Raw genomic sequence first — 26,543 nt, 5'->3', positions numbered from 1 at the left:
CGCCATCCGACTCGGATTGCTAAAAGCTAAGAGTCGGAATCGGACAGAGTCGTAATTTCACTGAGAGTTGATTCGGCTTGCGGTAGCAATTGCCTTTTCTCGGCTATGTTACCCTGAACTTCCTCGATCGACTCAGAAATCGAACCACTGAGTTTCTCGCCCAACATATCCCGCTGATTAATTAAGTAAATGCTAATTAGCGTGAAGCCCACGCCCACCCACTGAACCGGACTCAAGACTTCTGCGAGGAAGAGATTTCCAAACAACAGCGCAAATACAGGGGTCAAAAAGGTCAGCGAACTTAAACTCGTAAGACTTCCACTGGCGGCAAAGTAGAAAAACAAGCCGTAGGCGATCGCGCTACCAAAAATCGTCGAATACGAGAGCGACACCCAGTTCGCTGCCGTTAAATTCGTCCATTGTCCACTTTCTAGCTGGTTTGATAATCCAAACAGCGGCAATCCGCCTAAAATCATGTGCCATCCCGTCGCCACAATTGGATCAGTATACCGGCAGACATAGCGCGAAATAATTGTTCCGACCGCCATTGATAATGCCGCTAACAGCATCAGCCACTGTCCGTTATCAAACAATCCTGCTAATAAATCGGTAAACGAATGAATATCTAATAGGGCATCGCCTAACCGCGATCCAGCAGAAAGAATCCATTCTTCTGGTAATCCCAGTAAGCTAATGCCGCAAACGCCGATCGCAAGTCCCACCCAGCCCCAAACCCCAATCTTTTCACCGAACAACCACAGCGCCATGAGTGCCACCGCTAGCGGCTGCGAATCGATCATCACCGATCCCAATCCCGCTCCGGTTCTGACTAATCCCTGAGCGAGAAAGCCCTGAAACATCGCCCCATCTACGATCGCAAACAAACTAATCCAGAGCCATGCTGCCCACCCTTTGGGCTGCGATCGACCCATAAATGCCGCCGTTAGCAGCACCAAAAGTCCCGCAGGTAGTAAGCGCACCCCCGCTAAGAAAAACGGAGTCGTATTTGGAATTACGCCTTTCATCGCTACCATTGCGGTTCCCCACAGGAAAAACGGTGCAATCAGGAGGATCAAAGAGCGAGATTTAGTCTGCATGAGTGCGATTTGGGAATGGTGTTCTTCTCATCTTAGTAAATTATGTAGAAGTGTTAAGTAGTCTGGATAGCGATGTCGATCGAATGGATCTCAAGCGGAAACGTTAAAATTGTCTTAACTTGTGATGGTTAAGGCATTATGGTGCGGTTGTTTAAGCGTGGGTTGCGGAAGCAGATTGCTCGAATTGAAGTTAAAGGTGCGATCGCGGGCGCAACTCGAAAACGAGTGTTAGAAAATTTGAAAACGGTGGAGGAGCGAGAGTTTCCGGCGTTATTGCTGAGAATTGACAGCCCTGGCGGAACGGTAGGCGATTCGCAGGAGATTTATGAAGCGCTGAAGCGGTTGGGGCAAAAAACTAAGATTGTTGCGAGCTACGGCAATATTTCCGCGTCGGGCGGCGTATATATCGGCATGGGCGCACAGCACATCATGGCGAATCCTGGAACGATTACAGGCAGCATTGGTGTAATCCTGCGCGGTAACAATATTGAGCGATTGCTGGAGAAAGTTGGCGTATCGTTCAAGGTGATTAAATCAGGGCCTTACAAAGACATTTTGTCGTTCGATCGCGAACTTACAGACCCAGAACAAAAAATTCTGCAAGACCTGATTGATGTCAGCTATTCTCAGTTTGTGCAAACGGTTGCAGAGTCGCGCCATCTTTCAGAAGAAACGGTGCGATCGTTTGCAGACGGACGAATTTTCACCGGACAGCAGGCGGTTGAATTGGGTGTGGTCGATCGTTTAGGAACCGAAGAAGATGCGCGACGCTGGGCATGTGAACTGGTGAATCTCGATCCAGAGAAGACGAAGACTTATCACTTTGAAGAAAAGAAATCCTTAGTCGGTCGCTTTGCCTCGAACGATCGTCTAGACGGTTTAATCGGAGCTTTACCGCCGCTTGTGGTAGGTATGGACTGGTTAGAATTTGAACTTGAGACTTGCGGATTGCCGCTGTGGTTGTATCGTCCTTAGATCAAAGCATTTATCCGGATTTCACCCTTGCCCTTTCGTTGATAATCTAGGTACGAACGAGCAAGACTTAGGAGGACGGGAACGTGCATTGGCGAGTACGAGCAATCCGGGGAGCGACCACCGCTTCAGAGAATACGATCGAGGCAATTCGGGAAGCGGTAATAGAGTTATTGGATGAGTTAGAAACTTATAACCAACTCGACCCGGAGGAAATCGTCAGCGCTACGTTTACAGTCACTAAGGATCTTGATGCGATTTTTCCAGCGGCAATCGCTCGTGAGCGCTCCCACTGGGCGAATGTGCCCCTGATTGATGTTCAGCAAATGCACGTCCAGGGTAGTTTAGAGCGCTGTATTCGGTTTCTGATTCATTTCAATACACCTGATCCAGATGTGAAAATTCATCATCCTTATTTGCGACAGGCGAAGAATCTACGACCGGATTGGGCATTGAGTTCGATCGCAAGTCCTCAAAATTAGCGAAAAAAAGGGCGGTTGAAATACCGCCCTTTTTTATTTCAGAATTCTATGAGTATCGATCAGTTATCAAACAATTATCAAAGTCCTCCACAAGTGAGAGATGTAGGGGGGCAACCAACCGCTCAAACCGCAGCGAAAACCTTTGTCAAACTTATGTTCAAACTTATGTTTAGTTACGCATTCGGCTTGAGATCAACATTGCGCTCAGCAAAATACTTGTTCAAGAATGTGCTTGCCAGCGACAGAATAAACGGTGCCACCAAGAAGGACACTAAACCGTGAGCTTGGAATCCTGGAACCAAAGCAGCCGCTAAGGTAAAACAAATTCCGTTAATGACGATCGAGAACAATCCCAACGTCAGCAGGTTAATCGGTAGCGTCAACAGCGACAAAATTGGCTTGATAAAAGTATTCACCAAACCGATCACCACACCTGCAATCAGCGCGACCGCAAAGCTTTCAATATTGACACCGGGTAATACAATATCCACGACAAGCAAGCTGAGTGCTGTTACTAGGATGGTTAGGAAATATCCCATGTTTGTTTTCTCCGCATTAATAACAATTTTTCTATAACTAATTCTGGCGCAGCGATCGTAAAGGCATCCTCTCCATCCAGGCAGATCTTAAAAAGCCCCAACCCTGAAGTGAGAGTTGGGGCTTTCCGGCTATTCAGCGAGCGGCGCTTCAGGAATTTCTTTAATCGGCTTGGGATGAATCCGAATCCCTAAGAAAACGTCGTAGAGGAAGCCAAAAAAGTCTTCTTTAAGCAGTCCGATCGATTGCGGCGATCCTTTTTCATCCAAAATCGGCTTTGCTGCATAGTATGCAGCTTGATATTTGTACCAGGGTACAGCGGGCCAAAGATGATGCACCAAGTGATAGTTCTGTCCCAAAATCAAGCCGTTCAGAATTCGACTTGGATAGACTCTGGCATTTTTCCAGCGATCGCGTTCTTTAAACGGACGATGCGGCAGGTAGTCAAAGAACAGCCCTAACACCAAGCCCACGATCGCCAAGGGAATAAACCAGAAGTTAAACACATAGCCCAAAAAGTGGTACTTCACTGCGACAAAGACGATCATCGCTAATGATAGCCGCGCTAAAAACCACTCAAACAGCTCATTTTTGCGCCACAGCTTTCTCTGAAAGAAAAAGAACTCGTGGTACATAAATCGCGCATTAATGATCCAGAGGGGCCCGAACGTCGAAACGACGTGATCTGGGTCGTTTTCAGGATCATTGACGTTGCCGTGATGTTGAATGTGTACCCGCGTAAAGACTGGATAAGAAAAGCACAGGAAAAAGGCGCTTCCATGTCCGAGGAGTGCATTCATCACCTTATTGCGGTGCGCCACACCATGACAAGCATCGTGGATCACCGTTCCCAGCAGATGCAGCCCGATCGTATTTAGACAAAAACAAACCCAATCCACCCATCCCCAACACCAGTAGCCGAGTGTGGTGATAATGGCGATCGCGTTTGAGATCAGAAATATTAATAACGTTGGATTAAAATCACCGGGCGCTCCCAGCAACTCCCTCGGAATCGTCAGGGGCTTCGTTGCCGCCTCCGACATCACACCACCTCTCATACATGAATACTTTGCGTATTGTACGATACGTGCTGTGGTTAAGTTAAGTAAAGCAACCAGAGAGATATTGTGACCCTACTCTTTTCAGCGTTCACAACCGATCTAGAATTGCCCTGGTTCTTAACCAGAGGCATTACAAGCAACTTAAAGCTGAATCGTTTGACCCACTTTCATGACTTGAAGCTTTGTTGTGACTCTTTGGCGAGCGAGTTCGGCTTGAAACGCTTGAGGTGTTCCGGTTAATAAAGGGAAAGTGCCAAAGTGCATCGGGATCACAACATTTGGCTTAACATAACTCACCGCAGTGGCTGCCCGCTTAGGCCCCATCGTGAAGCGATCGCCGATGCAAGCCAGCATCACCGAAACTTTACGAAATTCTGGGATCAACCGCATATCCAAGAAAACGTCAGTATCGCCTGTGTGATAGATGACAGGCCCATTCTGCACTGTGATTAGGAATCCTCCCGGATTGCCTGCATACTGGGCTGGATTCCCATCTGATGCAACTGCCGAACTGTGAACAGCCGGAATGAAAGCAACTTTCACTTCATTGTTTAACAGCGTCAGTTCACCCCCGAAATTCCCTAGAGTTTGCGTGGTAGCTAGGTTTTTGGGATAGCCGATGCCTACTAATGCCTGTCCTAAGTCGGCGGTGCTGACTAAGGGGGCGTTTGTTTTTTTTGCGATCGTCACGGCATCGCCGACATGATCAAAGTGACCATGTGTAATCAGAATCAAATCTGCTCGGTTGAGATTGGCGAGATCGGTTTTGCCGTTTGGATTTACAGGATTAGTCAGCCAGGGATCGATTAACAGGACTTTACCCGATGGAGTGGTGAGCTTAAATGCGGACTGTCCGTACCATTGCAATTGCGTTTTTCCAGCCGTAGCGCTTGATCCCTGCGGTACGACACTCACCATCAAAATTACGATTGCGACTGAAACAAGCAGCGCCACTTGAAGCAGGCGCTTGAGATTCATAACCATTCAAAACACTGTCTTTTGAGCAAGGGACATCGGATTCTAGTGGAAATTCCTCCGGAGTTTTGCCTATATATCGCAAAATTTGCCAATCTTTACGGTTGACAACAGAGCGAGATCTATTCCTGCTTTTGTTAATCAAGTTATAATCATTGAGAGCAAGATATCTCTGTTAGTCCGGTTAGAGCCGGTCTGCAAGCAAGTTCCTGAGCATGGTGGAGTCGAGGATGAATCAGACAGTTGAAAAGTGGTTAACCATTGCTGCGCTTACGGGCTGGACTGCATCGATCGTAAGTTTAGTGGGACTGGCGCTTCGGCCTACTCCTCCTGCGATCGCGTCTCGTCCGGTTCAGCCTTCAAGCTTACAGTTAGTAACCCGTTCCAAGTTTCTGTCCAATCCCTCAGTCTCGGAAAGACTCAAGATTCAGCAAGAGCTTGCAAGTACAGGAATTCCAACGAGCACTTCTAAAGACTACTGGGTGAAATCTCTAAAAGAGCGGTAGAACTGGGTTGAGTGCATGACCTCAATAGAATCCGCCTTCCCTGTTAGGCTATTCAGAGTAGGATAAGACAATTTCTCTGATGATGAAGCTAACGACACGCGGGCATTACAGCGTGAAGGCGTTGCTAGATTTGTGCTTTCAGCCAGAATATGGACCAGCTTCGGTCAAGGCGATCGCTCTTCGGCAAGATCTTCCGGCTCCTTATCTGGAAAAGTTGCTAATCGAAATGCGCCGAGCAAAATTGGTTCACTCGATTCGAGGGGCGCAGGGCGGGTATCAACTGGCGCGACATCCCGCAGAAATTTCATTAGGGCAGATTCTTGCGGCAGTTGGGGAAAGTGTGGAACCCTTGTCGCACCATACGCCGGATGATGCTCAGGCAGAAGACTGGGTGGCGTTTAGCGTGTGGAATCGACTGTACAAAAAGCTGCAAAACGCGCTGTACAGCATTTCACTGGAAGATTTATACTACGATGCGCGGAGTTGGCGGGCATCTCAGGGAGAAGGGGCGAGCTTTGTGGTTTGAGATGAGCGGGGTTTTAATCGGGGCAGCATTGCTGGATTTTTGCATCGGCGATCCGTGGAATTGGATTCATCCGGTGCAGGTGATGGGATGGGTGATCGAGCAATTCAAAACGATCGCGTTTCGATTCACCAAAAATCCGATTCTGCTGAGGATCGCTGGAGTTGTCTTGACGATCGCACTCATTCTAGGAAGCGCTACGATCGCTTGGGGCGCAATTGAAGTTGCAAAATCGATTCATTCAGCGTTTGGGACTGCAATTGCGGTCGTTTTGCTTGCGAGTTGTTTTGCAGGACGAAGTTTGAGAATGGCTGCGGAAGATGTTTTAGGCTTGCTGCCGAATTTGGAGGAGGCGCGATCGCGATTACGCTTGTATGTCGGTCGGGACACAGAGAATTTGCCGGAACCAGAGATTCTCAGGGCTATTCTAGAAACTGTGACCGAGAATGCTGTTGATGGTGTGATGGCTCCATTGTTTTATGCGTTGATTGGAGCATTTACGCCGGTGGGGAGTGTTCCGTTGGCGATTGCGTATAAGGCAGCGAGTACGCTTGATTCAATGATTGGCTATCGAGAAGCGCCATTTACGGATTTTGGGTGGTTTAGCGCTAAAACCGATGATGTTCTGACTTGGCTCCCTTGTCGGTTGACGGTGTTTACTTTAGGTCTGATTTCAGGCAAGCCGCTTGAGGTTTGGAGCCTTTGCCAACGAGATGCGCCAAAGGATTCGAGTCCGAATTCGGGTTGGAGTGAGTGTGTGTATGCGGCAGTTTTAGGCGTTCAAGTTGGTGGAGTGAATTATTATCGCGGCGTTAAGAAACAGAAACCATTACTCGGTGAACCGCTGCGACCGATTACGATCGACACCATTCACCAAGCAACGAACTTAACGCGATCGTGCTTCTTGATTTGGTTAGCGATCGCACTCGTATTTCTTCAATAAATTATGTCGTTTCAAGAATTACAGTCGATTTTGGGGGCGATCGAGCCGCATTATCAGTCTCTAGAGCGTCAACAGCTACAGCGCATTCTAGAGATCTGGGCAGAACTGGTCAGCGAGAAGATTGCGAATTATGCTCAACCGATCGCTATTCAGCGCAACGTTCTGGAAGTAACGACTGCGAGTCCAGTTTGGACACAGACGCTTGTGTTTGAACGTTCCATGATTTTGAGAAAGATTCGAGAGCGGTTATCGATCGATCTCAGCGACATTCGATTTTCGACCGCTCAATGGCGATCGCCTCAGACTGAAACTCCAGTTGCGTCTGATCCTTGGCAAAGTCATCCGAGTCGTTTACCAGGGCAAACTTCAGAGATTGAAACGCAGCTTGCGCTATTTAGCAATGCCAAAACTGCATTCGATCGCTGGTCATCGATCGTACAGAGTCGCGCTCAACATTTGCCGCTTTGTCCGGAGTGCGGTAGTCCAACGCCGCCGGGAGAGCTTCAACGCTGGTCAGTTTGTGCAATTTGCGCTGCAAAACGTTAGAGAATGCGCCTTCTAATTCGCGTTAAACTAACGTGAGTTTGATGAAAAGATTCGCTTCAACGCTGTGCTTCAAAACACTTTCCTAAAGTTTTTCACCTTCTGTTTAGGTGGATGGATTTTGCTTAGTGTCTTTGCTCATTTTGGAGCAGAGATTTTTTGGTTTCAGGAGGTCGGGTATCTGCCCGTTTTTCTGATAAAAACTATTACTCAGGGGCTGCTCGGACTGATTGTTGCAGGCGTGACGATCGCATATTTTCTGCTCAATCTCAGAACGGTCGATCGATTAAAACATGACCCACTAATCGATGAAAAAGAAGCGCGATTTGATACACTCCTATCTCTACGGTTGAGAACACTGTTACCACTGGCGATCTTACTCAGCCTCACGATCGGGTTTATGCTCGCTCACTATGGACAGTTAGCTTGGCGTTATTGGCAATCAAATTTCGTCACAACAGTTTCATTGTTTAATCTCAGTGCAATTTGGCAAATTGTTCAGCACTTTAGCACTGAAATCTGGTATCCGGCGATCGCGTTCGCTGCTGCAATTTCGATTCTGATTTTTCCTCAATTTTTATTAACTGCGATCGCAATTGTATTAACTCTATTATTGAGCTTCATATTATCTCAGCATTGGATTGATCTATTGCAGTATCTGTATCCCACTGCATTTAATGCAGCAGATCCTCTGTTTAATCGCGAGATTAGCTTTTATATTTTTGCACTTCCCATTGCCGAATTGCTTTCACTATGGTTAGTAGGATTGTCGCTGTTTGGATTGCTCTCTGTTAGTTTGAGCTATCTGTTATCTGGGAATAGCCTGAGCGAAGGGCGTTTTCTTGGATTCTCCTCTACACAACAGCGCCACTTATTTGGAGTAGGCAGTCTGTTCATGTTCTCGCTGGCATTTAGCTATTGGCTCAGCCGTTATGAACTGCTTTACTCAACGCGAGGAGCCGTTTATGGCGCGGGCTATACCGATATCCATGTCCAGTTACCCGCCTATGTTGCGCTCGGAATCACGGCACTTGCGATCGCGCTCTATCTCTTCTGGCGCTGGATCTTCTGGCGACCGAGATCGAAGCGTCGTCGCTGGGTCGGCTTTGGATTAATTGTCTACGGTGTTGTTGCCATCGTTGCAGTCGTTCTGCCCGAAGTGGTGCAGTACCTCATCGTGCAGCCAAATGAATTAGTACGAGAGCAACCTTATATCGAAAGATCGATCGCCCTCACTCGTCAAGCGTTTGGCTTGAATGCGATCGACACTCAAACTTTTAATCCTCAAGGACAACTCAGCGAAGCAGATTTGAGAAACAACGATCTCACCGTTCGCAATATTCGACTGTGGGATCAGCGCCCTTTGCTAGATACCAATCGCGAACTGCAGCAGATTCGGCTCTATTATCGGTTTCCCGATGCGGATTTCGATCGCTACACGCTACGAACCGAAGCCCCGACCCAAAGACCCAGCGCTCCAGCATCATCGTCTCAACCCGCACCGAGTCAGACTGAACGCCGACAAGTCCTAGTTGCTGCAAGAGAATTAGATTACCGCGCTGTTCCAGAACAAGCCCAAACCTGGTTAAATCGACATTTAGTTTATACACACGGGTATGGTTTTACGATCAGTCCAGTGAATGTCGTGGGGGCAGGTGGATTACCAGAATATTTTGTCAAAGATATCGGTAACACAAACGGAGGCGCACTTGTAACATCGAGTCAAGCGATTCGCGATAGCATCCCGATCGGTAGACCCCGAATCTATTACGGTGAGCTTACCAATACGCACGTTATGACAGGAACTCGGCAGCAAGAGTTAGACTATCCGAGCGGCAGCGATAATGCTTACAACAGCTACGACGGTAAAGGTGGTCTCTCGATCGGATCTTGGTGGCGACGTAGTTTGTTTGCAATGTATTTGAAAGATTGGCGGCTGCTAGTCACGCGGGAGTTTTTGCCAGAAACGAAAGTGCTGTTTCGGCGCACCATAAAGCAGCGAATTCAAGCGATCGCGCCATTTCTCAGATATGACAGCAATCCTTATCTCGTTGCTGCAAATGGCAATCCAAATGCCTCAGAACCCAATCAAAATTATCTTTATTGGATGATCGATGCGTATGCAGCGAGCGATCGTTATCCTTACTCTGAGCCAACACAAAATCAAATTAATTACATTCGCAATTCCGTTAAAGTTGTGATTGATGCTTACAATGGCTCAGTCGATTTCTATGTTGCTGATCCAAGTGATCCCATCATTACTACTTGGACAAAAATATTTCCAAGTTTATTTAAGCCACTCAGCGCCATGCCCGAAACGCTGCGTCAGCATATTCGCTATCCCGTAGACTTTTTCAAAATTCAATCCGATCGTCTCAGAACTTATCACATGACCGATCCCCAAGTGTTTTACAACCGGGAGGATCAATGGACGATCGCAAATGAAGTCTACGGCAATCAATCACGACTGGTCGAGCCTTACTATCTAATTACCAGCCTTCCGACCGTTCCGTTTGAAGAATTTATTCTATTGTTGCCTTACACTCCGCAGGCTCGCACAAACTTGGTTGCTTGGTTAGCAGCGCGATCGGACGGTGAAAACTACGGGCGATTGCTGCTCTATACCTTTCCCAAAGAGCGTTTAGTCTATGGCCCTGAACAAATCGAAGCGCGAATCAATCAAGACCCCGTGATTTCGCAACAAATTTCACTCTGGAATCGTCAGGGGTCGAGAGCAATTCAAGGAAATCTACTCGTCGTTCCGATCGAACAATCGCTGCTCTACGTCGAACCCATCTATCTGGAAGCCGAGCAAAACAGTTTACCCACTTTAGTCAGAGTCGTCGTTGCTTACGAAAATCGCATTGTCATGACTCCAACTTTGGAAGAGTCGCTAAAAGCTATCTTCCGCCCGGAAGTGACTCCTGCCCCTGCGATTATTCGACCCGTTGAGGAATCCCCTGCTCAGACTCGGTAAACTCTGGATGAATCGACTATCTAGGATTAATGAAGTTTAAGTATTTTCCCTAGTTCACTAAAATCGCGTTGATACAATTGAGGCATTCCTTTCGCGGAATTCCGACGCAATCTACCGAATTTTGTAGAGATTACTTTAGCGTCGCTTTTGTATGACTTTTACTTCTAAACCGATCGTGAGTTCCCCGCTAATTGAGTCGTCACGCGCAAAAAAGCTTTGTCGCATCGTAGGGTGCACTTGTCTGGTTGCTTTTGCGCTCGATTTTCTAGTCATTGTGTTTCCCGTCAATGTTGCAGAAGCAGGTTGGCGTTTGGGAACGCTGCAACAAATTAGCAACCGCAGTATTGTCATCTTGTTTGGGCTATCTCTGTTAATTTACGGAGCCGAACGGCGAAAACTGCTGCGATCGATCTCGCTATTTTGTTTTGCGATCGGCATTTCGTTTCTATTGTTTTGTGCAGTAGTGGCACAGGATAGCTTATCGTTGCAGCGTCAAGCACTCGATCGCATCAGTGCTCAGTCCTCGCAGCTTAGCTCACGCATCGAGGCGATTCAATCTGATCCCAATGCGGCAGGGAAAATCTCACCGCAGCAGATAGAGCAAGCCATGCAGCAACTCACTACCCGCACAGAGACCGCAAAGCAAACGGCAAATAACAGCATTTTCAAAACTGGTTTTCTGTCCGTTGGTAATTTTGCTGTGATTGGAATTTCGCTTTTGGTTCTAGGGCGCTACGGATTGTACTTATTTAGACATTGATTTTAGACATTGACTTTAAACATGGATGCCTAGAGATTTTTCCGACTTCAAATCAAGCCTGAGATCAATCCATAACTGGATTCTTTTGCTCGGTGCAGCACTCGGACTGGGCGTGTATTTTCCGACTTGGTTATCGCTTGCTGCAACGACTCAAGTAAGCGGGATGCCCCATTTGATTCTGAATGTGCTGCTTATCGGGCTTGCCGTTCGACAGTTAAGACGCGATCAGCATCACGCTTCACTCGACCAACCCCTAACCGAAGATCAATGGCTTGGAAGTAGCCTTGTGCTGGGCGGTCTAGCTATTTTTTATTTTTATTACCCAGCTACGGCTCCGCAAGCGTTTGGCTGCATGATTATGCTGATTGGCGGCACCCTGAGCTATCTTGGCTCAAGCTTTTTGCGCCATCAATGGTTGGCGATCGCGCTGCTCACGATCAGCCTACATCCAAATTGGCAGCGCATCGCCCGTCACCTCTGGAGTATCTTTGCGCCACCGAAAGCTTTGGCGGAGTTTATGGCGTGGGGAGGCAGTTGGGTATTGCGGGCGATCGGGCAACCTGTTGATTTGCAGAATGAGTTCGTGATTTTGCCAGCCGGAAGCGTGGAAGTTGCGCCCGGATGTGATGGATTTGAAATGGCGTTTGTCATTATGATCGCCGCCGTGATCATCGGATTAGCGTTTCGAGTGAGAGCGATCGTGATGGTGCGGTTGATCGCGATCGGAATCACCTTGGCGTTATTACTCAATATTGTACGAATTGCAGTAATGGTATTAGCAGCCGTTTACTGGGGGAAAGCTGCGTTTGAGTTTTGGCATGGATCGATCGGCGGACAGGTTTTTTCTGGAGTGCTATTTACGATTTACTATTACGCAATTCAGCCAATTTTGAATTTAAAGCGTGAAGGCACTGGTTAATCAATCTAGTTAATCAATGCCTTCAGAATTTTCTAGAGCCGTTCGGGTGCAGAAACTTGCATCTTTGCGCTTATTTTTGCAGTCGGTTGAGCTTCAGCTTTGGAAGCAGGTTCAACTTGAGGCGAATTCAAGCTCTTCATTGATGTGTTAGGAGCCGATTGGTGCGAGAGCCAAACGAACCCGCCGCTCAACATTGCGGCATAGCCGAGATAGAGATGCACAGGTTTTAGCGCCATTCCACCAATCTCGATCGCGCTCTTTTGCGGGGGATGATACCAAGTCGGCAGGACAGCTTTGACAGGATCGATCTCAGGCAGCAATTCGAGAAGCTGATCACTATTGAGATCAAGCGCTTTGGCAATGCGGTGTATGAATCCCCGCAGGTAGATATCTTCGGGCAAGTGCGCTCCGTGACCCGCTTCGATCGCTTGCAGTTGATGTACCGGAACCAGCGTTTTGCTGTGCAACTCCGCGATCGACATTGCTCGGACTTGGCGGGCAGTGCGGATTTGTGCGCCTAATCGAGCTAAACCTGTCTGGCGATGCTGCTCCGACTCGGATAGTGGCTTCCTGCAGTGAACAGGCTCAGCAGGTTTTGGCGCTGAGGCGGCTTGGGGCATCATTTCCTGCAGCGCTAATCGAATCGCTTCTCGTCCAACAGCTTTGAGACAAAATTGTGCGGATGCGCCTTCAGGAAGGCTTTCTTCCAAACTTGCTACCGCGCGACGAAAGACTTCGCTGCGACAAAGTTCGGATTCAATTTGAGAAAGCAAAGCGCGGAATCCTTCGGAGGACTCCTCACCTGTTCCTACAATGCTGGTGATTTTCAAATCTTGCGCTAACATTTCCAGTCCTCGCCAAAATCAAGAATTGCGATCGTCTCTGTACAAGGTTCAGACGATGTTCTCTAGGTTACGTAGGAACCCTTTACGCACGATTATTTCGCTCTTCCGGACTAACGTAAAAAATCTGGACATTTTGCTGAATCTATTCCAATTGGTTGGCTCGACGCGCCCACTCCATATCTTTCGAGGTAATTCCGCCAGCGTCGTGGGTGGTGAGGTCGATCGTGACGCGATTGTAAACGTTGAACCATTCTGGATGATGTCCAAGCGCTTCGGAAACGAGTGCCAAGCTTGACATGAATCCGAAAGCTTCGACAAACGAGGGAAATTTGAATTCACGATGCAGTTTGCCGTTTTGAATTGTCCAACCCTCAAGCTGTTTGAGTTCGGTTTCGAGTTCTTGTCTGGAAAGTGAGGGCATAGTCACACCTTTATGAAGTTTGGAGTTTTCGCTTCGGTTTGAGCGGCTTCTTGCCCCCTAAATCCCCCATAAATGAGAGAGTTTGCGAATCTTGCACCTTTTTCGGTTTGAAGTCCCCCACCCGTGGGGGATTTAGGGGGCTTCCCAGATTGGACAACAAAGCCAGTTAATTTCGTTAGACTTAGAGCGAATTTGCGATCGTCGCCGACTCGACAGCAATCTCAATGCGATCGCCCGGTTTGGGTTCAATCACCTGTGTATTGAGATTCGCTTGAGTCAGTTTGGTGCGAAAATCCTCAACATTGCCGATTTCCTTGAGCAGCGAGATCAAAACGCCTTCAAATTGAATCTCTCCACCAGCTGCGGTCGGAAGCATGACTTGTGGTTTGACTTGCTTCGCAAGCTCGATCGCGCTCTCAGTCCCTTTGATAATCGAACCCACTAGAGGCAAGGCTAAATCGATTATCGGTGTAATCACGACATCGATTGGAGTGGGTAATGCTGAAGGATGACTTCCGTGCGGCTCATAGTACACTGTTACCCCGGTTGGTAATTCTGTCAGCAAATAGCCGTTTTCCTGCGTCCCCGGACCTAATGCCGAGCCTACAGTGGCTTGAATTTGCACCGATGAACTGAGCGTGAACGATTCTCCAGGTTTTAACGTCGTAATCGACTTAAAGCCGATCGCTTGTGCAACTTTTGCCGCACTTGCAGAAGCAACAACCGGAACCGATCGATCCAACCGCTTCAACGTTTCAGGATGGGCGTGATCTTCAATGCCTTGAGACAGCAAAATCAGATCGAGATTTTCGGGAATGGGGCGATCGTGGGATCGTGTTCCTTTGAACAACCAGCCGACATTGCCAAAGGTCAATTCGCCAACCAACCACGGATCAAGCAGAATGCGTCGATCGGCTAATTCGATCAGCCAGGAATTACTATCAAGCCAAGTAAGATACATTGTCGCTGACCGGAACGCTACTCCATTTGATTCTAAGGGAGATTAGACTTCAATGGTTTCTCCCAGCGTGGTCACGCGATCGCCTTTGACTAATTTGCGTCCGCGTCGGGTCTCAATCTTGCCATTTACCCGCACTTCTCCCGACTGAATTAACAGTTTCGCCTGTCCACCCGTCTGCGCCAGTCCTTGAAACTTGAGAAATTGATCTAATTTAATTGTGTTGTCTTGAATCGTGTCGTCCTGCATTTTCGTATCGTTGATTACGTCATTCGATCGTACCGAATGGTTTGCAAAATCGGGATGCAATCACGAAATCGCGCAGAGCGACTAAGTCACTCTGCGCAATCTGAAAATTAGAAATTTAATAGCGGTCAACACTCCCCGCAAACACTGGCTCAACTCGCAAACTTACTACTCGCGCTGGACGCACCACCATGTATTCGCCCTGGATGTTTTTAATCGGAACACTAATAAAATCTTCTGAAGCGGCTTTCGGCATCAGTTCGCCACTGTACCACTTCTGAAAGTCTTGAATTGTCGGAAATCGCACTTCTTCGCGATGTCCACCTTCCATCATGATATGGACAGAAAATTCGGTCGGCGTTCTAGGCATCTGAGTTCACCCTAAACAGGACAGATTCAGTATGGGCGAACACCGAAAAGAACTATCAAGCAATTGCACATTACACCGTTAACTGTCGGTCGCTTTTGTCAGTTCCGCCGAGTCCGATCGCCCGATCGTCACCGGATGCGGATCTGTGGTCACTAAAATCGTTGGATGAGGCGATCGCAACGACACCAAAATGCTCTTAATCACAACCGCGATCGGCACTGCCACCACCACACCTAGCAATCCGCCAACCCGCGCCCCCATCAGAATCGAAACAAACACCCACACCGGATTCAGTCCCGTAAAGCTACCCAGCACGCGCGGCATGATCAGATTTTCAATAATCTGCTGCACAATCAACGAGGCAATCAACACCTCAACGCCTAGACCAATATCGCGCAACGCTACCAGCAGCGAGACCAACGCAATTCCGACCGATCCGCCGAATGGAATCAGCGCCATTGTGCCGATCGTTAACCCAAACAGCAATCCAAACGGAACGCGCAACGTCAGAAAGATTACCGTCAGCACAAACCCCATCGAGGTAGACGAGATCAACTGACTGAAAAAGAAGTTCTGAAAGCTCAGGCGCAATGTTTCGCTAAATGGATCTCGAATCCGAGGCGGCAACCATTCAACTAAACTTTGCCACAAACGATCACTGTGTTGCAGCAAATAAAATGTCAATACTAACGTCAACACAACATCGAGCAAACTGGTGACAGTAATCACCGCTAACCCAAGAATATCCCCGGCTAATCGCTGCAATTGATTTTTCAACGGAGCCGTGATTTGATCTGCCAATACATCAAGACTCACTGGGAATCCAGCTTTTTCGATTTGATCATTGAGCAGGATTAATTGTCGTTGTCCTGAGTCGATCCAATCTGGTAATCGAACCACCAACTGTTGAGCTTGCTGGAGTGCCAACGGAACCAGCGTTACCCCGATCGCAAGTAAAACCGAAATCGTAAACAGAAACACGACAATTGCCGACCGTCCTCGTGTCGCTCCGTGCTGCTGCATATAGCTAACTGGATAATTTAGCAAAAAGGTCAGCAACGATGCGCCAGCGACAATGACTAATAAAGAATGAAAATAATCAAAAATAGACGAGATCGCCCACGCATTCAACACCACAAGCGGCACAAAAAAGGCGATCGCAACCGCTTTTAATACCGGAGATAAAGAATCCCACCAAATCCACACTTTATTGCGATGAGGCATGATGCAACAACTAACGACAGTAATTCACGAGATCGTTTTGGGCAGTCTCTAGTTATTATTATCGCGCTTTGGTTTCGGTTCATCCTCCTTCCGCCGTGATCCCTTTGACTTATGAATGATTTCGATCGCCTAGAACCCGATGCAGTCCGGCATTTGCGGCTATTTTTCTATCTTTTACCCGTTTTTGGATTTTTTCCAGCCCTTTGGACGCTGTATCGACAATCGGGCAGCCGCCAAGAACGCGCATTGAGTCGATTCGTGGTGAAGTTTGCGATGGGCTGGCTGTTGCTCTACGGATTGATGGGCGCGAGCGCCTTTACGTCTGACTCCGCGCAGTTGCCGCTATTGTTGATGGCAAGCTTTCTCACTTCGGGTTACTTTGTGCTGAATTTGGTTCTGATGGTGCGGTTGTGGCAGCGAAAATCGATCGTCCTGCCGCTCATTGGGAAAGTCGGGAGATTGCTTTAAGAACGTGATGTAACTCGATTTCTGAGGCATCTTGTGAAAGGGCTTCGATCGCCGAAATCTCTGCAATTTTCTGAATTTCTCCCCCAGTAAGGGAATGCTTCTTAGCCAATGTTTGCCAGTCTATTTCAGAGATCGGCGTTACTTCGGGAAATGCCTGCTTCCAAAGCTGCACACGAGCCGCAGCATCGGGTTTAGGAAATTCGATCGTAAAGTGAATGCGCGATCGTAGTGCGGTTGGGATTGCAAGTCGATGTCGCACACTAAAGCAAGTTAAACCGCTACGAGCCTCAATCAGTTGAATCACCTGTGCAATCGGAGCCGATCGCTTTAACCACCGTTCAGCCGATTTAATCAATACGAATTCTGGTGCCTGATCAATCAACTCTTCGATCAGTTCGATCGAATCATCCATGATCGCGAGATCAATTTCAGTCAGTGGCAGGGCTAATTTTTGGGCGATCGATTGAGCCGCGATCGTCTTCCCTGTTCCACTAGCACCGATCAATAAAGCAGTCACGCCTGTCGATGCGGTAAATCCCCAAGCTTGTAGCTGGGGTGCAAATCGAATGCGATCGCAAACTTGCGCCAGTTGCGCTTGAACGGCTTCCGGCAATACCAGATTGACGGATTTCCTTGATCGCGTCATTGCGATCGGCGCGGGCATCTGAGCGGCAATTAACTCTTCTAGTTCAGCTAATTCTGCTGGCTCACTCAGCAAAAAATTAACGCCTTCATCGGAAAGCTTGATCGATCGCGATAAAAACGACGATCGATCATTCTCCTCTACCTCAATCAACCCCGATCTCATCAATCGGCTGGAATCACTCAAGCTCGATCGCACCGTCCGCCATTCTGCATCGGTTCGACAAAGCAAGCGGAGTACGAGATCGATCGTCGGTCGCTCAGCAACATCATGACCGCTTTGTAAGTAGCCATACAGTTGAGCATATCGTCGGTGAACTTCCGGCGCGAGGGCAATTAGAACTACATTTTTCTCAAACGTTGTCAGATTCAAGCGATCGCGCAGCATCGGCAGCGCCAAGCCAATTCCATGCTGCCCACTTGCCTGAATCCGTGCGTCTAGTTGCTGCTGATAGGTTGGAGCAGGCGAAGATTTTCGCCGCTCAACCGGAGAATCTGACGCGATCGCCTCGTCTAAACTAATCAATCCTTTCCACCAATGACTGGTAACGAGATCGGCTTTAGTTTGCGATACTCGCTCGATCGTCTTTACGTCCTTGCGCTGTTTCGCCACGGCAGTCAACAACAACCGCTCCAGCCAGTTAAATTCAACTTTGAGATAGGTCCAGTTGTCGAGAAAGGGTTCCGAGCGCATACCACACCAAATCGATCCGGGTGAGAGCATGGTACTCTACTGCCCGAATTTCGGCATGAAAGACAAATCGAATTTCTTAGAGATAGTCTGAATTCGCCTTCCTGAGTTTCATTACTTCAGCCGATTGAGAAATTCGATCGGTAATCCGTCCGCATCGGCAATGAATGCCACTTCATACACGCGATCGCCGATCATTTGCTGTGCCGGCTCCAGTAACACCGTTAATGCTTGATCTTGCTCACCCAATTTCGTTTTCAGCGATTCGATCCACTGCGGCAATGCATCGGTCAATTCCGTCACATCAAACGACAGATGATAGTATCCGGTGTAATGCTCATCGTGAAAGGCATCGGGTACGGGTTTCGGTTCAGGAATTTGCAGCAGTTCGATCCGTCCGCCCAAGCCTTCCATCCAGCACGCTAAGGTATAACCCGTTTGGAATCGCTCACACACTTGAAATCCAAGCTGCTCGTAGAATGCGATCGCCCTGAAAATATCAGCCGTTCGGATCGAAACGTGGTGCATTGGCTCTATTCAAACAATCGAAAATACGGATAGCGAACAGGCGCTCCTGGTTCCTTCTCTAAATCAAAATTAATTACATCCCAGCAGGGATCATCTTTTGGATCAGGACTAAACTCGACCGGAAGCCCATAAAGTCTCGGTTTCGGAGAATCGGATTGTCCCCTCCAAGGGGTACTCCGCTCTAAATACGTGCTGATGAGTTCCTTATAGCGCTGAGCAATAATCACGCGAGTCGCTCGGTAGCCCTGCGTATAAAGTCGATCGAGCGCCTCATGAATCTCAAATCGAATGCCATCCGGGTGGGTGTGTTGGCGATACCATTCATCATTCCACAGCCGCCAGTGTCGCGCTGATTGGAGATGAATGAGTTCGCCTGTCTTCGGATTCGCCTCAAACGCGCCGTGGCGTGGACACAAATAGGTATCTGTCAGAGTCAACGCTGGGATCGTTTGCCGACAGTGTGGGCACTGAATTTCGGGTCCAAATATCGGGTACTGCAAACTGGGATTAATCATGAAGTGCGGGAAATCGAATATTTCATTAAAGTGAAGCGCGATCGTGAAATTATTATAACGGTCTTCTCTTTGCGCGTTTCTAGTCTCATTATCACCGTGAATCCTTCTGAAGTCCCAATTCTTTTTTCTCCGTCTTATTGGAATCCTCCCGATTTGACGATCGCTGCCTTCGTTGCGCCTAATGCTACGGTAATTGGCAATGTCGAAGTCGCTGCTGGAGTCAGCATTTGGTATAACGCAGTCGTCCGCGCTGATGTAGAAAGAATCTGCCTTGGAGCCAGCACGAATATTCAAGATGGGGCAATTCTTCACGGTGATCCGGGTCATCCGACGATCCTCGAAGAATTTGTCACGGTGGGGCATCGAGCCGTGATTCATAGCGCTCATATCGAGCGGGGCTGTTTGATTGGTATCGGGGCGATCGTCCTCGATGGGGTACGAGTAGGAGCAGGCAGCATCATTGGAGCGGGAGCCGTCGTGACTAAGGATGTACCGCCACGATCGTTAGTCGTTGGCGTTCCGGGCAAGCCGATTCGTGAACTTTTAGATTCAGAAGTCGAACACCTGATCGAACACGCTCAACATTACGAGAAATTAGCACTCGTTCACGCGAACAAAGGAACGGATCTCGGTTTTCGTGTACAAATGTGAACCCCCTGAGAAAACTGCTTTGAAAGCTACACGAAATACGGTACAAATTTAAATTATTGAAACGTCTGATTAAGCGAGAGAGCGGGTATGGATTTTGATTTTCGCGTCCTAATCGTGTTATTTCCGATCATTCTGGCAGGAGGTTGGGCTGTTTCTCGAATTCTTCCTTACGCATTACAGCAAGTGAAGGGCTTCTTGGCAAAGTAACTGCTAAATTAAGCCTTCACGCTTGAGCCGACTTTTCTCACCGTAGAGAAGTCGGTTTTGTTTTGCGATCGCGCTTGTTAATCTTGAGAAGTTAATCGGTACAAATTTAAGGAAAACTGCAATGCTCGACGAACAGGCAAAAAAAGCAATGTTGCTGAAGATTCCGCATGGGTTGTATATCTGCGGTGTCAAAGATGGAGAAAATTTAAACGGCTTTACTGCAAGTTGGGTGATGCAGGGATCGTTCAAGCCACCGATCGTCGTGAACTGCGTTAAAAGCGATTCTGGCTCCAACCAAATGCTTCGCAACAGTGGCGTATTTGCACTGAGCTTTCTAGAAGCTGGACAGAAAGACCTCGCGCAGAAATTTTTTAAGCCGCAGCGTCGAGTCGGTAACAAATTCGAGGATGTAGAGTTCTACTTAGGCGAAACTGGATGCCCAATAATCTCTGAGGCGCTTGGCTATGTGGAATGCCGAGTCGTCGGAACCGTGGATCATGGGGATCATACGGTGTTTGTGGGTGAAGTGATCGCGGCTGGAGTGCATCGCGAAGGTGAACCGCTCCTGCTCGAAAGCACAGGTTGGCAGTACGGCGGTTAAGTTAATCGCTCGATCGAGCGACGGTTGATTCGAGCTTTCAAACTCGTAATTTCCGCAGTAAGAATTATCGGGCTTGAAGCTTATACTACTGAAGCCCGGTAGTTCAATCATTCCTGTATGAAACGTGCAATTTCGACTCTAGTATTGGCGATGTTTGCGATCGCTCCGGTTGCGCCTGCAATTGCTCAATCTTCTAAGCAAATTAATCCGGTCGTTCCCTCAAACGGAACCAGTATCCAAGCCCTAGTGCCGAAAGGATGGCAAATTGAAGGCAAAGTTGAGGGCGACCTCAATGGCGATCGCAGAGCGGATACGGTTTTGAGATTGATTCAAACGGCAAATTCGGGAGGCGATCGTGCCCGGATGCTGCTCGTTTTGCAGCGACAGCCGAACGGTCAATGGCAGCGTATCGGCATGGCTCCACGTCTATTGCTGTGTTCAAACTGCGGCGGCATGTTGGAATCGATTCAAATCAAAATTGAGAACGGTGTGCTTTTAGTCGATCAGCTACGCGGTTCTCGCGATGGAACACAGACTTTGCACCGCTTCTGGATTGATAAAGCGTCGAAACGTCTGGTGCTGATTGGTCAAGATGTGCGACAGTTCGATCGCCTGACCGGAGACGCAACTCGCGAAAGCAGCAATTTCTTGACGGGTCAAAAAATCACAGAAAAGTATCGCGCTAATAAACAGCGCACTGGAACAGAGTTAGTGTCTCGTCAGCGATCAACCGTTGCGAAGACGACACCCGCGATCGAAACCGTTAATATTGACGCAATTTAAAGAAAACCGTGCACTCAATCGGTTTTGTCGAGTGCACGGTTTTCTTTACCAAGGGAAGCGAATCCGCACTGGAAGCTTCACCGGAATTTTTTGTTCGACTTGATCGATGACGCGATCGACCGCCCGATCAATCACTCCTTGTACCAGCGCATTCGCTGCGGCTTGAGCAAATCCAGGCTGATTCGTCAGTCCCACATCAAAAATGCAGCCTTCTAGCAAATTCGCTTCGACTCCCGCATTGCGGCAAACGGTTTCTGCCGATCGCAGTTGAGCAGGCATCAATGATCCTAATGTCAGATAGCGGCGGGGAAAACGCCGATCGCTAAACGTTTCCGTCGATTGTCCCGCTTCATAATCGAACAGCGACTCGCTTTGCTGAATCCGCCAACTATCACCAAACTCACGATGAAGCTGATCGAGAAACGCCGTTTCGATACTCGACAAAGGAATAGGCGTGGGTAACAGATTACTCAGCGCACTGGTGAATTGTCCATAGCTCGATTTTGTTGGAATGACTTTGCCTGAACGGGTTCGCAAGTCGTTTGCTGCATTGCCGTCTAAGTTTCCTAGTAATCCAGTGTACCGATTCGATCGATTTGAAACATTTAGCGTGACATTGAGAAACGTCATTTTTGCAACTTCAATCAGTCGAATTGTGGCTTGTTCTCCGCTATTCCACTGCACTACATATTCTTGATCGCCGCGTTTCTGCATTGAGCCATCGGCAAAAGAGCGGCGATCGCTGGTGTTCATTTCTCCATTGACGCGCACGATCGGGGCTGAGTCTTTAGCGATGTAGAATCCAATGCGATCGTTGCCGACCTTCAAGGCAACCGCACGGTTCAGCGTCAATTCTTGCCCCGGCACTTGAGCTTGCCGCGTTTGAACGACAAACTTCTGATCCTGAGATTGGCTCAGCAGAAATTCGCCGATCGTTTGGAAGCTGTAGCGGAACCCATCAAAGGTGATCAAATGCGGATCACCATAGCTTGCCCCGGTTTTTGTGTTGCCGCTATTCGGCGAGTTAGATCCCGTGTTGCCTGAGCTTCCGCCGCTATTTCCGCTGCCGCTATTTCCGCTGCCGCTATTTCCGCTGCCGCTATTGGGCTTCTTCTCTTTACAAGAATTGTCTTCAGCCGTCACATCAACCTTGGTCGATCGTGTAGTACCCGTCACCGCTAGCAGAACTTGATTTGACGGAGCCGATTCTACACCGGAGGGAGAATTTCCATTTTCACAGCGACAGGTTTCTCCCACACAGTAGCGCTTATTAAATACCTGGCTAAATTTCAGAATGTCGCTACTGCCACCCGTCCAGCGCAAGGCTCCATATCCTTTGATATCGAACTGAATGATCTTTCCGCTAGGAACGTTAATCTCGTACAGGGCTTGAGTTCCGCGTGTGATTTCGCGGGACAGTGGCGAACTGGGAGAAACGGTGGTCGCCTTACTTGATCGTTTATCCGCAGTAATTCCCGGCCCTATGGTATTCCAATCCGCTCCCGCCTCAGATTTCCGAGCGAGTCCAGATGCCCAGGTTGTCAGAAAAGAATCTCCAGCAGATTTGACGAACTGATTGAACAAGCCATCCGAATCTTTTGAGGCGGTTTTCATAATCGAGTCGAGCCGCTTCCAAACATCAACCCCGCTATTTTTCAGATGGGCATAAAAGCCGATCGCATCGTAGCCGCGATCAAAAAGTGATTTTTCGCCGCTTAAGTAGTCCTTCCACATCGGACTGCTCATCTTGGTTCCGCCTGCGTATTCTTCACCTGCCCACATTGCCGATCCTTCGATGAACCATTCCGGTAACTGGTTCACGCCAAGCAGCTCGTTTTGAAAACAGTGATAGATTTCGTGAGCCAGCAGGGATTTATCTTGTGCATCGTTAGCATAAGAGGACAGCCAAACGATCCAGCAGGTATCCATCGTCTCGCCTTCGTCTTGTTCCCGCCATTTGCCGCCTTCTTTGGTTGCAGCGATCGTCACTGCTCCATGTCCCGCCGCATCCTTAATACTTTGGGCAAAGATAGAAGGGGCAGACTTCTTATCTGTAATCAGAATCGGGCGCGTCGGTTTACGTCCGATCAATTTGCCCATGTCCGCCGCGATTTTGGTCACTGTTGCCGCAGGAGGCGCGATCGACAAGGCGGGCTGCGCCTGACTCAGGATAATGAGCAATACACTACTCAGCAACAGTCCCAAAAACGTAATCCATTTTCGTTGCATAGTTTTTCTCTATCGTTTGAAATTGAGTCGCTCATGTCAGCACTTCAAATTCACTACGACAGAGAAAGACCTGCCATCCGGAGAAATACTATTTTGAATTCATAATCTTCACATCCAGTCGTCGTCATCCCAAGCATCAGCAGTTGGGGATTTCGGCGATCGTTTCGGCTCGACAGGCGTTTTGAGTTCCTGCGATTTTGGCTTAGCGGGTTCATCTTCCCAATCGTCCCAAGGTGCAGGCTCAGAAGCCGGAGCAGCATAAGGCTCTGTTTCATCAAGCGCAATATCTTCGACAAATTCGTAGGCTTGTTCGGTGAACGATCGCGCCTTTTCCTTTAATCGGCGAGCTTTTTCGCGAGCGAGTTCGGCAAGCGATCGCACTTCTTGCGTCACCTGACCCTTCTCCTCACTAAACAAATCCTTAACTTTCGAGAATTTTTCCTGCACTCCACCCCGATACACCGCAAACGATTCAACCGATTCCTTGGGAACCATCACCCGCCGACTGCCGTATCTCAAAATATAGTTCGGTGGCAGAAGGTAAACGCTTCCCACAATGCCTCCCCAACCATCGGAAACATATAAGTAATGCTCAATTTCACCCGTTTCTAAATTAAACAGATAATCGACAACCTTACCCACTTGATCGCCTGCATCCGTCCACACTTCGCAATTGACAAGCGATTCAAGCTGTTTCACCTTCTCGACATCTGTTTCGACAGGCGGCGAATTCACCAAAACGCCATCGCTCCCGATCGCTTCTAGCTGATCCAAGTTAAACGCCGTTTTTTTCTTGCCAAGCCAGCCCGATTTGCAGATAAATCCCAACACCCGATTCACTTTCGGGTACATCCACAGTACCTCTACCTGTCCTACTTCCTGCATCGAAGCGCGATCAAGGACAGTCTGATTCAGTAGCTCACTCTGCCGGACGATTTCTGCCATAGGTATCTCAAATGTTCACCTTACTTTCAGTGTATCTTGCACCCGCAGAAAATGTGACTTGACACGATCGCTTTACATTTTGCATACTAGATAACTGGCTTACAATTCATGCTCGGATCAGGTATTTGTCAACGGCGATTCGTAGAGATCGCGACCTGTACGGCGACTACTCAGGAAAAACTCATGGCTTACGCAATTATCGAGATCGCAGGGCAGCAAATTCGGGTCGAACCGAGTCGCTTTTATGATGTGAATCGCCTTGTGGGAGACGTAGACTCGCAGATCGACATCGATCGCGTTTTGCTGGTCAACAACGAAGGGGACATCAGCGTGGGCGCGCCCGTTGTAGAAGGCGCGATCGTTCAGGCAACGGTGATGCGTCACCTGCGCGGACGCAAGGTAATCGTCTACAAGATGCAACCGAAAAAGAAAACCCGCAAAAAACGTGGTCATCGTCAAGAATTGACCCGGATTATGATTGATTCAATCAGCTTGGGCGGCAGCGCGATCGCGACCAAAGAACAAGCGAACGGTTAATCTAGAGATTCGAGAACACCATTTCAGAGGGAATTATGGCTCATAAGAAGGGAACAGGTAGTACCCGCAACGGACGCGATTCTAATGCTCAGCGTTTGGGTGTAAAGCGGTTCGGCGGTCAAGTCGTGAAGGCAGGAAATATCTTGGTGCGTCAACGCGGCACGAAGTTTCATCCTGGAAATAACGTCGGACGGGGCAGCGATGACACGCTGTTTGCGCTGATCGAAGGTGAAGTGAAGTTCGAGCGCATGGGTAAAGATCGTCAGAAGGTCAGCGTTTATTCAGTTGCAGAAGTTTCGGCTTAAGTCGAACTCGAAGGATTAAGAGCCGTCCAACTTTGGACGGCTTTTTTAGTCGCTAAACGGCAGCAGTGACGCTGGGGGTAGCAACGATCGCAAGATCGACTCGTTCTTCTTCAGGTTGAGCCACTTCGACTCGAACTCCTGGACCAAAAAATGTGGTCATTTTTTCGACTTTTTTCTGCCAGGTTTCAAGCGAGATAAACGGGGAGTCGAATTCTAACACCATGGCATAAGCGCCGTCTCGATTTTCCTCGCGCAGACCAATGAGGGTGGGGCGATCGTCATCGCTTGGGCTGAGTCCCAAGAACTTGAGCGCACTATCAAGATGGGCTTCTTGTCCGTAGCGAAAGCGCGTTACATCGTCGAAGACTTGTTTTTGGGTAGCGGTTGCTTGAGTCGCTTTCAGGGCTTCTACTTCGGGGGTTGTGGGCACACTGAGCGGCACAGGGCGCAATTCAGTGATTTTAAGTGCAACACCACCTAAGAGTAGAGGAATTCCATAGAAGAACCCGATCATGTTGAGGGCGGCATAGTTTAGCGCATACGCGGCAAATCCGACGATCGTAATAATGGTTCCTCCACCCAGACATAACGCACCGAGAGGAATTCGACGAAGAAACATAAGACTGACTCGCTGCAATATTTATTAACACTATTATCGCAGAATTCCAGTTAACGGAGTTTTACGAAATCGGCGCGATCGACCTCAAGATCTTTTACGCTGGAACGGTATTCCAAAAATGATTTGAGTATGGCTCGTGCAGTAATTAAGTTTTCGTCGGAAGATTGCGGAATTTGTCACAAGATGTCGTTCTACGACCAAAAAGTGGTTGAGGAGTTGGGCTTGCAGTTTGTAGATGTGAAAATGCAAGATACCGCAACTTATCGGAAGTACCGCAAGATTTTGCTGGCTCAGTACCCCGATAAAGCTGAGATGGGGTGGCCCACCTACATTATTTGTGATTCACCGGAGGAAGAGTTCAAAATTCTGGGTGAAGTGAAAGGCGGACACCCCAAGGGTGAGTTTCGCAGTCGGTTGCAAGCAGTGTTAGCAGAATCGAACTAAGTAGAGACACGATCGCAGA

General features: G+C 48.4%; 33 protein-coding genes. 17 read left to right on the top strand and 16 right to left on the bottom strand.

Annotated elements, in window-relative coordinates:
* Positions 1 to 26 precede the first annotated feature (26 nt).
* The gene (locus tag NC981_RS17150; RefSeq protein ID WP_348244062.1) at positions 27 to 1,097 is read right to left on the bottom strand and encodes a DMT family transporter; all 1,071 of its coding nucleotides are present in this window, start codon (positions 1,095 to 1,097) and stop codon (positions 27 to 29) included.
* Positions 1,098 to 1,235: 138 nt separating this feature from the next.
* Between NC981_RS17150 and sppA the strand changes: the two genes are divergently transcribed.
* Positions 1,236 to 2,072, top strand: a complete 837-nt coding sequence (sppA, locus tag NC981_RS17145) for a signal peptide peptidase SppA (RefSeq protein ID WP_348244061.1) — start codon at positions 1,236 to 1,238, stop codon at positions 2,070 to 2,072.
* A gap of 83 nt (positions 2,073 to 2,155) precedes the next feature.
* On the top strand, positions 2,156 to 2,551 hold the full coding sequence (gene aroH, locus NC981_RS17140; RefSeq protein WP_190379489.1) for a chorismate mutase: 396 nt from the start codon (positions 2,156 to 2,158) through the stop codon (positions 2,549 to 2,551).
* A gap of 173 nt (positions 2,552 to 2,724) precedes the next feature.
* Here aroH and NC981_RS17135 read toward each other — a convergent pair whose 3' ends face one another.
* The 3 genes from NC981_RS17135 to NC981_RS17125 form a co-directional block, all read right to left on the bottom strand.
* The gene (locus NC981_RS17135; RefSeq protein WP_348244060.1) at positions 2,725 to 3,090 is read right to left on the bottom strand and encodes a phage holin family protein; all 366 of its coding nucleotides are present in this window, start codon (positions 3,088 to 3,090) and stop codon (positions 2,725 to 2,727) included.
* 129 nt (positions 3,091 to 3,219) lie between these two features.
* Entirely contained in the window at positions 3,220 to 4,131 is a 912-nt protein-coding gene (crtR, locus tag NC981_RS17130) for a beta-carotene hydroxylase (protein ID WP_348244059.1), read from the bottom strand.
* A 159-nt stretch (positions 4,132 to 4,290) separates the two neighbouring features.
* Positions 4,291 to 5,127 (bottom strand): metal-dependent hydrolase, encoded by an 837-nt coding sequence (locus NC981_RS17125; RefSeq protein WP_348244058.1) that lies wholly within the window; start codon positions 5,125 to 5,127, stop codon positions 4,291 to 4,293.
* A 227-nt stretch (positions 5,128 to 5,354) separates the two neighbouring features.
* On the opposite strand from NC981_RS17125, the gene NC981_RS17120 reads away from it, so the two are divergent.
* The 7 genes from NC981_RS17120 to crtC all read left to right on the top strand — a co-directional run bounded on the left by NC981_RS17120 (position 5,355) and on the right by crtC (position 12,295).
* Positions 5,355 to 5,630, top strand: a complete 276-nt coding sequence (locus NC981_RS17120; protein WP_190379493.1) for a hypothetical protein — start codon at positions 5,355 to 5,357, stop codon at positions 5,628 to 5,630.
* Between the two features lie 82 nt (positions 5,631 to 5,712).
* Positions 5,713 to 6,156, top strand: a complete 444-nt coding sequence (locus NC981_RS17115) for an RrF2 family transcriptional regulator (protein ID WP_348244231.1) — start codon at positions 5,713 to 5,715, stop codon at positions 6,154 to 6,156.
* 1 nt (position 6,157) lies between these two features.
* Positions 6,158 to 7,096: an adenosylcobinamide-phosphate synthase CbiB gene (gene cbiB / locus NC981_RS17110; protein ID WP_348244057.1), complete on the top strand. Its 939-nt coding sequence runs from the start codon at positions 6,158 to 6,160 to the stop codon at positions 7,094 to 7,096.
* A 3-nt stretch (positions 7,097 to 7,099) separates the two neighbouring features.
* Complete coding sequence (locus NC981_RS17105; protein WP_348244056.1) at positions 7,100 to 7,642, top strand: DciA family protein; 543 nt, start codon at positions 7,100 to 7,102, stop codon at positions 7,640 to 7,642.
* Between the two features lie 64 nt (positions 7,643 to 7,706).
* Complete coding sequence (locus NC981_RS17100) at positions 7,707 to 10,616, top strand: UPF0182 family protein (protein WP_348244055.1); 2,910 nt, start codon at positions 7,707 to 7,709, stop codon at positions 10,614 to 10,616.
* A 151-nt stretch (positions 10,617 to 10,767) separates the two neighbouring features.
* Positions 10,768 to 11,376, top strand: coding sequence for an HpsJ family protein (locus NC981_RS17095; RefSeq protein ID WP_348244054.1), 609 nt, complete (start codon positions 10,768 to 10,770; stop codon positions 11,374 to 11,376).
* A 25-nt stretch (positions 11,377 to 11,401) separates the two neighbouring features.
* Complete coding sequence (crtC, locus tag NC981_RS17090; protein WP_348244053.1) at positions 11,402 to 12,295, top strand: cyanoexosortase C; 894 nt, start codon at positions 11,402 to 11,404, stop codon at positions 12,293 to 12,295.
* Between the two features lie 32 nt (positions 12,296 to 12,327).
* On the opposite strand, the gene NC981_RS17085 is transcribed toward crtC, so the two are convergent.
* The 6 genes from NC981_RS17085 to NC981_RS17060 form a co-directional block, all read right to left on the bottom strand.
* Positions 12,328 to 13,140 carry a helix-turn-helix domain-containing protein gene (locus NC981_RS17085; RefSeq protein ID WP_348244052.1) on the bottom strand — a complete coding sequence of 271 codons (813 nt, stop codon included), beginning with the start codon at positions 13,138 to 13,140 and terminating at the stop codon, positions 12,328 to 12,330.
* Positions 13,141 to 13,282: 142 nt separating this feature from the next.
* Positions 13,283 to 13,561 (bottom strand): 4a-hydroxytetrahydrobiopterin dehydratase, encoded by a 279-nt coding sequence (locus NC981_RS17080; RefSeq protein ID WP_348244051.1) that lies wholly within the window; start codon positions 13,559 to 13,561, stop codon positions 13,283 to 13,285.
* A gap of 181 nt (positions 13,562 to 13,742) precedes the next feature.
* Positions 13,743 to 14,522 (bottom strand): MBL fold metallo-hydrolase, encoded by a 780-nt coding sequence (locus NC981_RS17075; protein WP_348244050.1) that lies wholly within the window; start codon positions 14,520 to 14,522, stop codon positions 13,743 to 13,745.
* A 42-nt stretch (positions 14,523 to 14,564) separates the two neighbouring features.
* Entirely contained in the window at positions 14,565 to 14,768 is a 204-nt protein-coding gene (locus NC981_RS17070; RefSeq protein WP_348244049.1) for an RNA-binding S4 domain-containing protein, read from the bottom strand.
* A 115-nt stretch (positions 14,769 to 14,883) separates the two neighbouring features.
* Positions 14,884 to 15,135, bottom strand: a complete 252-nt coding sequence (locus NC981_RS17065; protein WP_190379503.1) for a hypothetical protein — start codon at positions 15,133 to 15,135, stop codon at positions 14,884 to 14,886.
* Positions 15,136 to 15,213: 78 nt separating this feature from the next.
* Positions 15,214 to 16,359, bottom strand: a complete 1,146-nt coding sequence (locus tag NC981_RS17060) for an AI-2E family transporter (protein ID WP_348244048.1) — start codon at positions 16,357 to 16,359, stop codon at positions 15,214 to 15,216.
* A gap of 111 nt (positions 16,360 to 16,470) precedes the next feature.
* Here NC981_RS17060 and NC981_RS17055 point away from each other — a divergent pair, with 111 nt between their 5' ends.
* Positions 16,471 to 16,827, top strand: a complete 357-nt coding sequence (locus tag NC981_RS17055) for a hypothetical protein (RefSeq protein ID WP_348244047.1) — start codon at positions 16,471 to 16,473, stop codon at positions 16,825 to 16,827.
* Here NC981_RS17055 and NC981_RS17050 read toward each other — a convergent pair.
* From NC981_RS17050 to NC981_RS17040, 3 genes are all read right to left on the bottom strand, one after another.
* Positions 16,799 to 18,163, bottom strand: a complete 1,365-nt coding sequence (locus NC981_RS17050) for an ATP-binding protein (protein WP_348244046.1) — start codon at positions 18,161 to 18,163, stop codon at positions 16,799 to 16,801. The two genes, NC981_RS17055 and NC981_RS17050, sit on opposite strands and share 29 nt — an antisense overlap.
* A gap of 111 nt (positions 18,164 to 18,274) precedes the next feature.
* Complete coding sequence (locus tag NC981_RS17045; RefSeq protein WP_348244045.1) at positions 18,275 to 18,688, bottom strand: VOC family protein; 414 nt, start codon at positions 18,686 to 18,688, stop codon at positions 18,275 to 18,277.
* Positions 18,689 to 18,693: 5 nt separating this feature from the next.
* The gene (locus tag NC981_RS17040; RefSeq protein WP_190379507.1) at positions 18,694 to 19,203 is read right to left on the bottom strand and encodes a TIGR02652 family protein; all 510 of its coding nucleotides are present in this window, start codon (positions 19,201 to 19,203) and stop codon (positions 18,694 to 18,696) included.
* 96 nt (positions 19,204 to 19,299) lie between these two features.
* Between NC981_RS17040 and NC981_RS17035 the strand changes: the two genes are divergently transcribed.
* From NC981_RS17035 to NC981_RS17020, 4 genes are all read left to right on the top strand, one after another.
* Positions 19,300 to 19,854, top strand: coding sequence for a gamma carbonic anhydrase family protein (locus tag NC981_RS17035; protein ID WP_348244230.1), 555 nt, complete (start codon positions 19,300 to 19,302; stop codon positions 19,852 to 19,854).
* Between the two features lie 87 nt (positions 19,855 to 19,941).
* Positions 19,942 to 20,061: a photosystem II protein Y gene (locus NC981_RS17030; protein WP_190379508.1), complete on the top strand. Its 120-nt coding sequence runs from the start codon at positions 19,942 to 19,944 to the stop codon at positions 20,059 to 20,061.
* Between the two features lie 121 nt (positions 20,062 to 20,182).
* Complete coding sequence (locus NC981_RS17025; protein WP_348244044.1) at positions 20,183 to 20,662, top strand: flavin reductase family protein; 480 nt, start codon at positions 20,183 to 20,185, stop codon at positions 20,660 to 20,662.
* Positions 20,663 to 20,779: 117 nt separating this feature from the next.
* Positions 20,780 to 21,445, top strand: coding sequence for a hypothetical protein (locus NC981_RS17020; RefSeq protein ID WP_348244043.1), 666 nt, complete (start codon positions 20,780 to 20,782; stop codon positions 21,443 to 21,445).
* 45 nt (positions 21,446 to 21,490) lie between these two features.
* Here NC981_RS17020 and NC981_RS17015 read toward each other — a convergent pair whose 3' ends face one another.
* Both NC981_RS17015 and NC981_RS17010 read right to left on the bottom strand, forming a co-directional pair.
* Positions 21,491 to 23,674, bottom strand: a complete 2,184-nt coding sequence (locus tag NC981_RS17015; protein WP_348244042.1) for a VWD domain-containing protein — start codon at positions 23,672 to 23,674, stop codon at positions 21,491 to 21,493.
* Positions 23,675 to 23,782: 108 nt separating this feature from the next.
* A complete protein-coding gene (locus tag NC981_RS17010; RefSeq protein ID WP_190377569.1) occupies positions 23,783 to 24,619 on the bottom strand; it encodes a PRC-barrel domain-containing protein in 837 nt (278 codons plus the stop codon).
* A 183-nt stretch (positions 24,620 to 24,802) separates the two neighbouring features.
* On the opposite strand from NC981_RS17010, the gene rplU reads away from it, so the two are divergent.
* Both rplU and rpmA read left to right on the top strand, forming a co-directional pair.
* Positions 24,803 to 25,156 (top strand): 50S ribosomal protein L21, encoded by a 354-nt coding sequence (rplU, locus tag NC981_RS17005; protein ID WP_348244041.1) that lies wholly within the window; start codon positions 24,803 to 24,805, stop codon positions 25,154 to 25,156.
* A 35-nt stretch (positions 25,157 to 25,191) separates the two neighbouring features.
* The gene (gene rpmA, locus NC981_RS17000; RefSeq protein WP_348244040.1) at positions 25,192 to 25,461 is read left to right on the top strand and encodes a 50S ribosomal protein L27; all 270 of its coding nucleotides are present in this window, start codon (positions 25,192 to 25,194) and stop codon (positions 25,459 to 25,461) included.
* A 52-nt stretch (positions 25,462 to 25,513) separates the two neighbouring features.
* Here rpmA and NC981_RS16995 read toward each other — a convergent pair whose 3' ends face one another.
* A complete protein-coding gene (locus NC981_RS16995) occupies positions 25,514 to 26,080 on the bottom strand; it encodes a DUF2854 domain-containing protein (RefSeq protein ID WP_348244039.1) in 567 nt (188 codons plus the stop codon).
* 129 nt (positions 26,081 to 26,209) lie between these two features.
* On the opposite strand from NC981_RS16995, the gene NC981_RS16990 reads away from it, so the two are divergent.
* Entirely contained in the window at positions 26,210 to 26,524 is a 315-nt protein-coding gene (locus tag NC981_RS16990) for a thioredoxin family protein (protein ID WP_348244038.1), read from the top strand.
* The last annotated feature ends 19 nt before the right edge of the window (positions 26,525 to 26,543 follow it).

Origin of the sequence: Leptolyngbya sp. DQ-M1, assembly GCF_039962505.1 — a bacterium.
Classification (GTDB): Bacteria; Cyanobacteriota; Cyanobacteriia; order Leptolyngbyales; family Leptolyngbyaceae; genus Leptolyngbya.
The sequence above is the reverse complement of the archived record's forward strand: the minus strand, read 5'-3'. Positions and strand labels throughout refer to the sequence as shown.

What these genes read in the sequence shown, in the direction of transcription:
- NC981_RS17150 (WP_348244062.1), bottom strand. Translation starts at nt 1,097, where the DNA reads ATGCAGACTAAATCTCGCTCTTTGATCCTCCTGATTGCACCGTTTTTC.
- sppA (WP_348244061.1), top strand. Translation starts at nt 1,236, where the DNA reads ATGGTGCGGTTGTTTAAGCGTGGGTTGCGGAAGCAGATTGCTCGAATT.
- NC981_RS17135 (WP_348244060.1), bottom strand. Translation starts at nt 3,090, where the DNA reads ATGGGATATTTCCTAACCATCCTAGTAACAGCACTCAGCTTGCTTGTC.
- crtR (WP_348244059.1), bottom strand. Translation starts at nt 4,131, where the DNA reads ATGTCGGAGGCGGCAACGAAGCCCCTGACGATTCCGAGGGAGTTGCTG.
- NC981_RS17125 (WP_348244058.1), bottom strand. Translation starts at nt 5,127, where the DNA reads ATGAATCTCAAGCGCCTGCTTCAAGTGGCGCTGCTTGTTTCAGTCGCA.
- NC981_RS17120 (WP_190379493.1), top strand. Translation starts at nt 5,355, where the DNA reads ATGAATCAGACAGTTGAAAAGTGGTTAACCATTGCTGCGCTTACGGGC.
- NC981_RS17115 (WP_348244231.1), top strand. Translation starts at nt 5,713, where the DNA reads ATGAAGCTAACGACACGCGGGCATTACAGCGTGAAGGCGTTGCTAGAT.
- cbiB (WP_348244057.1), top strand. Translation starts at nt 6,158, where the DNA reads ATGAGCGGGGTTTTAATCGGGGCAGCATTGCTGGATTTTTGCATCGGC.
- NC981_RS17105 (WP_348244056.1), top strand. Translation starts at nt 7,100, where the DNA reads ATGTCGTTTCAAGAATTACAGTCGATTTTGGGGGCGATCGAGCCGCAT.
- NC981_RS17095 (WP_348244054.1), top strand. Translation starts at nt 10,768, where the DNA reads ATGACTTTTACTTCTAAACCGATCGTGAGTTCCCCGCTAATTGAGTCG.
- crtC (WP_348244053.1), top strand. Translation starts at nt 11,402, where the DNA reads ATGCCTAGAGATTTTTCCGACTTCAAATCAAGCCTGAGATCAATCCAT.
- NC981_RS17085 (WP_348244052.1), bottom strand. Translation starts at nt 13,140, where the DNA reads ATGTTAGCGCAAGATTTGAAAATCACCAGCATTGTAGGAACAGGTGAG.
- NC981_RS17080 (WP_348244051.1), bottom strand. Translation starts at nt 13,561, where the DNA reads ATGCCCTCACTTTCCAGACAAGAACTCGAAACCGAACTCAAACAGCTT.
- NC981_RS17075 (WP_348244050.1), bottom strand. Translation starts at nt 14,522, where the DNA reads ATGTATCTTACTTGGCTTGATAGTAATTCCTGGCTGATCGAATTAGCC.
- NC981_RS17070 (WP_348244049.1), bottom strand. Translation starts at nt 14,768, where the DNA reads ATGCAGGACGACACGATTCAAGACAACACAATTAAATTAGATCAATTT.
- NC981_RS17065 (WP_190379503.1), bottom strand. Translation starts at nt 15,135, where the DNA reads ATGCCTAGAACGCCGACCGAATTTTCTGTCCATATCATGATGGAAGGT.
- NC981_RS17060 (WP_348244048.1), bottom strand. Translation starts at nt 16,359, where the DNA reads ATGCCTCATCGCAATAAAGTGTGGATTTGGTGGGATTCTTTATCTCCG.
- NC981_RS17055 (WP_348244047.1), top strand. Translation starts at nt 16,471, where the DNA reads ATGAATGATTTCGATCGCCTAGAACCCGATGCAGTCCGGCATTTGCGG.
- NC981_RS17050 (WP_348244046.1), bottom strand. Translation starts at nt 18,163, where the DNA reads ATGCGCTCGGAACCCTTTCTCGACAACTGGACCTATCTCAAAGTTGAA.
- NC981_RS17045 (WP_348244045.1), bottom strand. Translation starts at nt 18,688, where the DNA reads ATGCACCACGTTTCGATCCGAACGGCTGATATTTTCAGGGCGATCGCA.
- NC981_RS17040 (WP_190379507.1), bottom strand. Translation starts at nt 19,203, where the DNA reads ATGATTAATCCCAGTTTGCAGTACCCGATATTTGGACCCGAAATTCAG.
- NC981_RS17030 (WP_190379508.1), top strand. Translation starts at nt 19,942, where the DNA reads ATGGATTTTGATTTTCGCGTCCTAATCGTGTTATTTCCGATCATTCTG.
- NC981_RS17025 (WP_348244044.1), top strand. Translation starts at nt 20,183, where the DNA reads ATGCTCGACGAACAGGCAAAAAAAGCAATGTTGCTGAAGATTCCGCAT.
- NC981_RS17020 (WP_348244043.1), top strand. Translation starts at nt 20,780, where the DNA reads ATGAAACGTGCAATTTCGACTCTAGTATTGGCGATGTTTGCGATCGCT.
- NC981_RS17015 (WP_348244042.1), bottom strand. Translation starts at nt 23,674, where the DNA reads ATGCAACGAAAATGGATTACGTTTTTGGGACTGTTGCTGAGTAGTGTA.
- NC981_RS17010 (WP_190377569.1), bottom strand. Translation starts at nt 24,619, where the DNA reads ATGGCAGAAATCGTCCGGCAGAGTGAGCTACTGAATCAGACTGTCCTT.
- rplU (WP_348244041.1), top strand. Translation starts at nt 24,803, where the DNA reads ATGGCTTACGCAATTATCGAGATCGCAGGGCAGCAAATTCGGGTCGAA.
- rpmA (WP_348244040.1), top strand. Translation starts at nt 25,192, where the DNA reads ATGGCTCATAAGAAGGGAACAGGTAGTACCCGCAACGGACGCGATTCT.
- NC981_RS16995 (WP_348244039.1), bottom strand. Translation starts at nt 26,080, where the DNA reads ATGTTTCTTCGTCGAATTCCTCTCGGTGCGTTATGTCTGGGTGGAGGA.
- NC981_RS16990 (WP_348244038.1), top strand. Translation starts at nt 26,210, where the DNA reads ATGGCTCGTGCAGTAATTAAGTTTTCGTCGGAAGATTGCGGAATTTGT.